Genomic DNA, 8110 nt, shown 5'->3' with positions numbered 1-8110 from the left:
AGTTTGAAGCCGGTCAGGACCCCCTGACCGCGTCCCCGGAATGTAATCTCGCCTTCAGGCAGATCTCTTGGCCTGGCGTATGCTGACATGCGGTCTCCAAATAGAGGCGAATTTCTTACCATACAACCGGAGGTCGAAGCCTACCACCGTGCGCGAAAGGGGGTGCGGCATGCGTATTTTGCATCATTTGATTAGTCGATTGCGGCAGCGCTTGGCGCAGCCCGGCCTAGATCCCAGGGAAATGCCGATCAGACTGTTGGGGTCGACTTTGTAGATCCGAGAAGCCGATCGTACTCGGCTTCTGGCATCCCGTAGCAAGCACCGGCCTGGGTGAGCAGGTAAGCGCGATCCAGGATAGTGATCGTGCCGCGCTTTGTCGCGATGACGCCGGCGCGCTCCAGTGCGGCAACGACCTCGGTCACGCCGGTGCGGTTCACGCCGAGCATCAAGGACAGGAAGCGGTGCGTCGTCGATAGATCGTCGCCCTCAACTCGATCGTGGCACATCAGCAGCCAGCGGGCGAGACGGGCCGCCAGCGTGTAGCGTGCGTTGGCGAGCGCTGTTCCAGCCATTTGCGCAGTGACGGTTTGCACATAGCGAAGTAGCCGCTCACCTAGAGGTGAGGATCGCGGCAGGATCTCGCGGAAGCTCGGAGCGGACATGACCCAGGCTGAGCCTGCATTCTGCACCCGGCCATCAAAAGGGGCCTGATCAGAGCCAAGCAGGAGCGGAATTCCGACTACGCCCTCGCACCCAACGAGCCCGACCTCCGCCTGTTCGCCGTCGGGAGCTTGCGCGACGAGGGAGACAATGCCGCGTTCAACAAAATACAAACTGGTGATTGGGATACCCGTCTGGATCAGCACGTCGCCTACCGCGAGCTTTTTCAGGGCAAGCCGCCCCTGAAGCAGATCGAAGTCGGATGGTGGCAGTCCGGCGAGCAAGCGATTGCGGCACGTGGCCTGTCGGAGCTGTGTCACGGACTCGCCCTGAAAAGGGCGGGGGCACGAACCCTCAGCCGTGTGCGCCCGAAAGATTGCAAACGATGCGCTGGTTCTAGGGAAAACGTGACCGCGACGCAAGCTTTTCATCAAATGATGATTTTAAATGTTGGGTTTCCGACATATGGTCGTTTCCGTCAAATTTTTACTGAGGCGTGATGCACCATGCACTGACCCGGAAGCTGGAAGGCTTCGAGGACCTGTCGGATGAGGATCGCCGGGCCCTGGATGGCCTGACGCCGCGCATCCGGCAGGTCGGTGCACGGGTCGATCTGATCCAAGAGGGTGACGAACCCGAGAATGTTCATCTGATCCTCGACGGCCTCGCCTGCCGCTACAAGGTGCTGCCGGATGGCAAACGCCAGATCATGTCCCTCTTGGTTCCAGGGGACTTCTGTGATCTCAACGTGTTCATCCTGGACCAGATGGATCACAACATCGGCACGATCTCCCGGTGTCAGGTCGTCGACATACCGCGTCGGGCGATCGAGGCGATCACCGGGTCCCATCCTCAGATTACGCGGGCCCTCTGGTGGTGCGCCCTCGTCGACGAGGCGGTGCTGCGCGAGTGGCTGGTCAACCTCGGTGGCCGTGCCCCGGAGCAGCGTCTCGCTCACCTTCTCTGCGAACTGCTGGTCCGGCTCGATGCGGTCGGAAAGGTCACGAACGACAGCTTCGCCTTCCCGTTCACGCAGGTCGAGCTTGCGGACGCGATGGGCTTGTCCGCCGTCCACGTGCACCGCACGCTTCGCGAGCTTCGTGACCTCGGCCTGATCACGATCAAACAGCGCGTTCTGACGATCCACGATGTCGAGCAACTGAAGGCGTTCTGCCGGTTCACGCCGAACTACCTCCACCTCAAGAACACCCGCTGGGGCGCACGCCGGAGCGAGCCGTGGCTGAACCAGCTCCGGGGAAGTTAGACATGGATGCGCGCGACAACGTCGAGGCGTTGCTCGTGCTGCAGCCGATCGCTGTCGACACAGGCAGCCCGGATCGGGAAGGGCGCTTGGTTCTTGCCAATGGCATGCTGATCGCCGTGCTGGTGCGTCTCGATACCCCCGAACACGAGGTGGGCACGGGCTGGTTCGTGGAGGCGGCCTTCGGACGGCTTTTTGGGATCTCGGCGCCGATCTTCGCCACCCTGGAGGAGGCAACACGATGGCTGCGACAGCACCGCAAAGCATGACTGACGTAGCCCCGTTGCAGGCCCCCTTCCGCTCGGATGCCGCGATACCGTTTCCGGTGACACGGCGAGCGGCTTTTCAAGCGGTCACGAATAGATCTACGACCCACCCGACCCGGTCGTAACGCTGACCAATCGGACGTCGACTCAAAGCCGTTCCAAGCCTTACTCCTCTGACTGTTCCGGCTCGGGGATTGGAGTGTCACCCATCCATAGTCCTGCAAATGTCAAGCTTGCCGTGTAGATGACCGTGTTTTTCTCGTCGCGCACCATGACCATGAATGCTTGTTGATCGTCTGCTTTGGGGATCTTGGTATTGGCACGCTGGAAGAGCGCGCGTTGCGAGAGACCCAGATGCTTATTGATCGAGTTAGGGCCCATCGCGCCGAGCACGATGCCATGCTGCAAGCAACCCGTGCCGCCATCCGAACGTCATTGCACTGCATCGCGCGTGTCCAGGCAAAATACGGCGAGCTTCCCAACGTTCGCCGACCAGAGAATGCGTGTGAGCAACAATCCGAACGTGCCGATGACGCCGCAGGATTACGTCAGGGCGATCGTGCTGCCGACGCTGACCGAGTTCCGAACCGCACGAGATAATAGGCGACGCGCTTATCTGGCGTGCCTCGTGATCTGCCACGTCGCCGACTCCCTTGCGCTCGCCGAGGTCCAAGCACAGCCCGGCTTCGGCGGCATGTCTGGAAACGCACGCAAGACAGCGGTTCGGAACGCCTTGAAGCGTGTGCAAGCCACGGTGGAGGCTCAGTGCGCTCAGGCTTCTATCGTGCTGGCAATCGCCAACGGCGTGAAGCACCCGGAAAAGCTGCCCCTACTACCGGGCAGTGAACGCGACGTGCCGCAATTCGCACTTGATACCCCCGGCGCCGGATTGGATGAAGGCCGGTTCGATGCGCCTGGCCTTGCGGTCGAGGTGGACGGGCAACAGCACTTTCTCGACGTGTACGCTCAGCAGGTGCTCGCCGCCTACGTCCGCGCTTATCCAAAGCACCTTGGCGAGATCTTGCTATCGTCGTTCATGGACCCAGGGCTCGAGTTCCTTGGACTGGACATTGAGCCAACATGGCTGACGGGTCTTGCGGCTTGGGCGGCCGGCAAGTCGGAAATCGCTGAGCTATGGCTGTACGGCAGCCGAGCGAGCGGCACTGCCCGCGCTGACAGTGACGTGGATATCGGCCTCGTGCTTGCTGACGTAGCGCCAGAATACCCCGGAGCGATCGTTCACGACTGGCCACTCGGCAACTACACGGCGCTCGGGGACCGGTGGGGGAAGGAACTCATGGCAATCGTCGGGCGGCATGTGAGCCTTGAACTGTTCGCCCGATCTGGCGAGATCGAAAGCAGGGAGGCCTGCGCCGCGAAGGTTTCGGCGATCATGCTGTGGTCTCGTGCCTCGGGCTAATGAGCAGGGGCCGTGCCAGTTAGCAAATGTTAGCATCAGCAAGGCCGGCACCGACGCGATGTCATGTCGGAGAAATGACCGTTTATCGGACATAAGAGGCGGCTGGTTTCGACCTAACCTCGCCGTTGAAGACAGATTGGTCGGCGCTCGAAAACTACCGTTCGTCAGCATGCCGAATGACACCTTGATCGAGCGGAAACCCCGAGGCCCCATCAAGCGTGGAGGTAGGCGCTCGCCGCGCGTAAACTGCAGGCTCACCCCTTGCCGAACCAACGGGGAGAGCAACCGGTGACCCGTTTGAACACCGCGCCGAACGCACTTGGCGACACCCTCCGCGTAGAGCACGCCGATGCGCGTCTCGATGCCGGGCGCGTGCTTGGCGGTGGCGCAGGAAAAGCCGCAATGGTCGGAGGAGACCACGTCGAGCGTGCCCTTCGGTCTTCCGTCAGGTCGTCCAGTTCGCCGGCAATTTCCAGGCGATCCAGGAGACCTACGGGGAGTTGAGGACCAAGCTGCTGCCCGCCGGCGCCGACCCGTCCCTGTTCAACGATCCGATCGACACCTGACCGGTCGGCCGTCGCGGCGTTGATCTGAGCGAAGTCCTCTCCACCCGGTCGTGCGGAGCGGCGCTCCGCACGACCGCCCGATCCCAGATCAGACGCCCCTATGAGGTGATCTGCGCGTGCTGCGTGACCATCGCGATCAGGTCGCGGGCTGGGTCCTCGCTCATGAGCGTGTCGTAGAAGCCGGCGCCTTCAGTGGCGGATGCGGCGCTACGCTCAAACATTGCTGCCTCGAAGGTGGCGAGGGCGGCCTCGGGGTCGTCGGGCTGCGCCGCGAGAAGACGGGCGAGCTCGGCCCCGTCGAACAGCGCGAGGTTTGCGCCCTCCCCATTCGGAGGCGCAAGATGGGCTGCATCGCCGAGCAGGGTGACGCCCGGCACGCGCGCCCACCGTTGGCCAACGGGAAGGCTGTGCGTCGGGCGCAGGACAGGGGCCACGTCGGTTTCCGTGAGAAGGGCGGTCAGTTCGGGTGCCCATCCGTCGAACGCCTGCACGATCTGCGCGATGGCATCGGTCGCGCCGTCCAACCGTCCGGTTATGAGGGTGTAGGCGTGAAGGGTGTCGCCCCTCTCACGGTGCGCCATGATGGCCCTGCCCGACGCCAGAGCACCCATGAACCCGCCGCCGACCGCCTTCGCGGTGTCGGGGTAACGGGTGTCGGCCTCGAACAGGAAGGTCTCGAGGATGGACATGCCGGTCGGCGCAGGCACGGCGGGCGTCAGGAGCGGCCGGACGCGCGACCAAGCGCCGTCGGCTCCGACGAGCAGGCTCGCGACCTCGCGGCTGCCATCGCTGAAGACCACCTCGTGGCGCCCGGCGCCGAGCGCCTGCACGCCGATGAGCTTGCGGCCCCAGCGGACGGTGCCGGGCGGCAGGGAGTCGAGCAGCATCTGTCGCAACTCGCCGCGTTGGACCTCGGGACGCCCACCCGTGCCGTCGTCGGGCTTTTCGAAGAGGACGCGCCCGTCCCGATCGAGGAAGCGCATCGCTTGGCGCCCTTCGAGGATCAGGCTGCGAAACTCCGCGGTGAGGCCCGCCGCTTCCAAGGCGGCCTGACCGTCGTTCTCGTGGATGTCGAGCATCCCGCCCTGCGCGCGTGCCATCGGCGAATGGTCCGCCTCGAAGACCGTCGCGTCCATACCTTGGAGCGACAGCACGCGGGCAAGCAGGAGGCCACCGAGGCCGGCACCGATGATCGTCACGTCCCGCGGCATTCGCATTTCCCTGCATCCCCTATGGAACAGCGTTCCATACCAACGTACCCATTGGAACGGCGTTCCAGGCGTGTCAAGTTGGTGGCATGACGATCACGACCCAGCGCAGCGAACGGCGACGGACCACCCTCTCAAAGGAGCGGATCGTCCAGGCGGCGATCACCATCCTCGACCGCGACGGCGAGTCGGCGCTGACCTTCCGCGCCCTAGCGGCGGATCTCGAGACCGGGAGCGGGGCGATCTACTGGCACATCGCGGACAAGAGCGACCTGCTCGCCGCGGCCGCGGACCAGGTCGTCTCGCGGATCGTGACGGGACTGGCCGCAGACATCGAGGCGCGGGAGGGCATCCGGGCCATCGCGCTCGGCATCTTCGACGCGAGCGACGCCCATCCCTGGGTCGGGGCTCAGTTGTCGCGCGAGCCGGACCAATTGGCGATGCTGGGGGTCTTCGAAGGGATCGGCGGTCGGCTCCTGATGCTCGGCGTGCCCAGAGCCTCCCTGTTCGACGCGTGGTCGGCGCTCGTGAACTACATTCTCGGCGTCGCGGCACAGAACGCCGCCAACGCGTCCGTCGTCACCTGCGAGGCGGACAGGACGGCCTTCCTCGCGGGCCTTGCCGCCCGATGGGCCGGGCTCGACCCGGTCGAGTACCCGTTCCTGCGCCAAGTCGCGGCCGACCTGCCTGGGCACGACGACCGCGCGCAGTTCCTCGCAGGCCTGGACTTGGTCCTGGCCGGCATCGCGACGCTTTGACGGCCCGCGCCCGCCGTCGCCAGGGCGACGCGAACACCGCACCTCGAAGGCGCCGCGCAACGTGGAAGATCCGGCCTGCCCGATGCGCCTGCCGGCGGGCGCTGATGCGCTCGCCTGGGCGGCGGGGTGACACGGCCCCTCGAACGTCCTCTTCCACCACGTATCCAGCGGAAGCGGGCAGGCAGAAAGCCACCCAACTTGGACATCGGTCCTAGCAGCTTCGACGTCAGGTAGAGATGCCGGACCTGGAACAGGCGCTTGATGGGCCTGCGCTCCACGCCTCTCTCAGGGTGGCGCTTGTCGAACGACCACAGTTGCCCGTCCGACCCGGCGAAGCGCCGCTGCACCATCTGCGGGATGTAGTGATGTCGCCGAGGGACTGACTGCCCGGTGCGCTCCGCAGGGCTGGGCCCATCCGACATGTCGCCGTCCTGACCGCTGCGGGTGGTTCGCTATGCGCTTTGCGCGGCCGGCGGAGCTGTCCGGGCGATGGCCGCGCGCACCACCTTCATGCCGATGAGCATGCGGGGCTCGTGTCCGGGGAGGTCCGCGAAACCGAGCCGGCGATACAGGCGCGCCGCATCCTCGTTCAAAGCGTCGAGGACGATGAAGGCGGCTCCGATCTGGTCGGCGATGCCGGCGCAGCGCGTGAAGGCGCTCGCCATTAGGAAGCTGCCGATTCCCTTGCCCTGGTGGGCTTGGTGCACGCCCACGACCGAGAGGTAGACCGCCGGCACGTTGTCGTACCGGCCGACCTTCTTCCGAAGGGGCTCGGGTAGGGTGCACGTGTCGATGCCGTGCGCGTTCAGGGCGTAGAAACCCACGATCTCGGCCGGTTCGCCGTTCTCGGGAGGGAAGCACGCCAAGACGCATCGCGTGGTCTCCAGGTCCTGGAGCCCTGCCGCGTTCGTCTTGAGGAAGTTGTCGACCCGAGGCTCCCCGGACGAAAAAGCCGCTCGGCCGGCCTTGTGCTTGGCCCGGTCGAGCGGCTCGATCCGCAGGCGCCCCAGAAGGGCGCGATCGATCATGCGACGTGAGCGACTTCGGCGTGGAGGCTCATCAGGTCTAGGAGTGCAGGCGTGGGCTCGGTCGCGTCGAAGGCGGCCATGAAGGCCTGATGGGCCTCCGGCTTGAGCGCAGTGCGCTCGTAGCTCTGCAACGTGTCGCGGGCCGCACGCGTGGCCGTAACGGTGACGAATTCAGACGTGTTCACGCCGAGCGAACGCGCGGCGCGCTCGATCAGGGACCTGGCCTCGACCGTCGTACGCTGTTCCATACGCTCCGAACGAGGCGCGGGCGCGCACACGTCATCACGGAAAGCGAGCATGGGATAAACCCTCCTTGGGCATGCATGCGTTGTACGGCGTACACCGTACAAGTCAACGGTCATATGTGGGTTCCCATGTGATCCGGTTAAGACCGGCGCTCGTCTCCGCGGCTCGCTGCATGCGCCGAGTGCCTGTGATGGCCACGCTCTACACGATCGGACCCGGTTCGCTCTAAGCTCGGCGGAACACGCCAGGCAGAGAAGCGGGCAGAAGCCTTCGCCGGTCATAGCCTCCGATCAGGTCTAGCGACCTCCGCGGCCGCCAATGGCGCTCCAGGCCATGCGATCATGAAGCAGCTACGTCACCGCAAGTTCGAGACGACCGCCGGTTGCATCCGGGCGGGACAGCTTTTCAAGCAGAATACGGCCGGCATGGCTGGCTTGTGAGTTCCGCTGGGGTCTTTTCGAGCTTCAATGTGACGACTCAGAAAGATGGGTAGCGGAGCGGCACGCGTTTTAGTCCTCTTCCATACGCAGAGATATCAGGCCTACATTCGACCCCAGTAATTACCCAGGCCTGTGACGGCTGGGATCAGGCACCGACGGTCTTGAGGATGGTGCCGAATGGGCTGTGGCCTGCGAGGCGTGCGGTATCGACGACGGTGCGGATAGCGGCCTCGCCCTCGGCGGCCCACATGGCGCGG

The 8110-nt window shown here is 64.6% G+C and carries 9 protein-coding genes and 1 pseudogene; 4 read left to right on the top strand and 6 right to left on the bottom strand.

Annotation, left to right across the window (positions count from 1 at the left end; translation table 11 throughout):
• Window positions 1–248 precede the first annotated feature (248 nt).
• Entirely contained in the window at window positions 249–944 is a 696-nt protein-coding gene (locus MKK55_RS00145) for a Crp/Fnr family transcriptional regulator (RefSeq protein WP_243932675.1), read from the bottom strand.
• A gap of 215 nt (window positions 945–1159) precedes the next feature.
• Here MKK55_RS00145 and MKK55_RS00140 point away from each other — a divergent pair, with 215 nt between their 5' ends.
• Together MKK55_RS00140 and MKK55_RS00135 are read left to right on the top strand one after the other, a co-directional pair.
• On the top strand, window positions 1160–1924 hold the full coding sequence (locus MKK55_RS00140) for a Crp/Fnr family transcriptional regulator (RefSeq protein ID WP_243932674.1): 765 nt from the start codon (window positions 1160–1162) through the stop codon (window positions 1922–1924).
• A 2-nt stretch (window positions 1925–1926) separates the two neighbouring features.
• Window positions 1927–2190, top strand: coding sequence for a hypothetical protein (locus MKK55_RS00135; RefSeq protein ID WP_243932673.1), 264 nt, complete (start codon window positions 1927–1929; stop codon window positions 2188–2190).
• A gap of 162 nt (window positions 2191–2352) precedes the next feature.
• Here MKK55_RS00135 and MKK55_RS00130 read toward each other — a convergent pair whose 3' ends face one another.
• Window positions 2353–2595: a hypothetical protein gene (locus MKK55_RS00130; protein ID WP_243932672.1), complete on the bottom strand. Its 243-nt coding sequence runs from the start codon at window positions 2593–2595 to the stop codon at window positions 2353–2355.
• Window positions 2596–2692: 97 nt separating this feature from the next.
• On the opposite strand from MKK55_RS00130, the gene MKK55_RS29190 reads away from it, so the two are divergent.
• Window positions 2693–3607 carry a nucleotidyltransferase domain-containing protein gene (locus tag MKK55_RS29190; RefSeq protein WP_243932671.1) on the top strand — a complete coding sequence of 305 codons (915 nt, stop codon included), beginning with the start codon at window positions 2693–2695 and terminating at the stop codon, window positions 3605–3607.
• A 664-nt stretch (window positions 3608–4271) separates the two neighbouring features.
• Here the strand turns inward: MKK55_RS29190 and MKK55_RS00120 are convergent.
• Entirely contained in the window at window positions 4272–5384 is a 1113-nt protein-coding gene (locus MKK55_RS00120; RefSeq protein WP_243932670.1) for an FAD-dependent oxidoreductase, read from the bottom strand.
• Between the two features lie 86 nt (window positions 5385–5470).
• Between MKK55_RS00120 and MKK55_RS00115 the strand changes: the two genes are divergently transcribed.
• Entirely contained in the window at window positions 5471–6139 is a 669-nt protein-coding gene (locus MKK55_RS00115; protein WP_243932668.1) for a TetR/AcrR family transcriptional regulator, read from the top strand.
• 233 nt (window positions 6140–6372) lie between these two features.
• Here MKK55_RS00115 and MKK55_RS28965 read toward each other — a convergent pair.
• The 3 genes and pseudogenes from MKK55_RS28965 to MKK55_RS00100 form a co-directional block, all read right to left on the bottom strand.
• A pseudogene (locus MKK55_RS28965) lies at window positions 6373–6561 on the bottom strand (DUF4238 domain-containing protein); the annotation flags it as partial.
• A 30-nt stretch (window positions 6562–6591) separates the two neighbouring features.
• A complete protein-coding gene (locus MKK55_RS00105; protein WP_243932666.1) occupies window positions 6592–7167 on the bottom strand; it encodes a GNAT family N-acetyltransferase in 576 nt (191 codons plus the stop codon).
• The gene (locus tag MKK55_RS00100; RefSeq protein WP_243932664.1) at window positions 7164–7466 is read right to left on the bottom strand and encodes a DUF1778 domain-containing protein; all 303 of its coding nucleotides are present in this window, start codon (window positions 7464–7466) and stop codon (window positions 7164–7166) included. The genes MKK55_RS00105 and MKK55_RS00100 overlap by 4 nt, the downstream gene beginning before the upstream one ends.
• Window positions 7467–8110 lie beyond the last annotated feature (644 nt).

It is taken from the genome of Methylobacterium sp. J-059, assembly GCF_022829485.1.
Lineage (GTDB): Bacteria > Pseudomonadota > Alphaproteobacteria > Rhizobiales > Beijerinckiaceae > Methylobacterium.
Note: the sequence above shows the minus strand (reverse complement) of the source record. Positions and strands in the feature narration are given on the sequence as shown.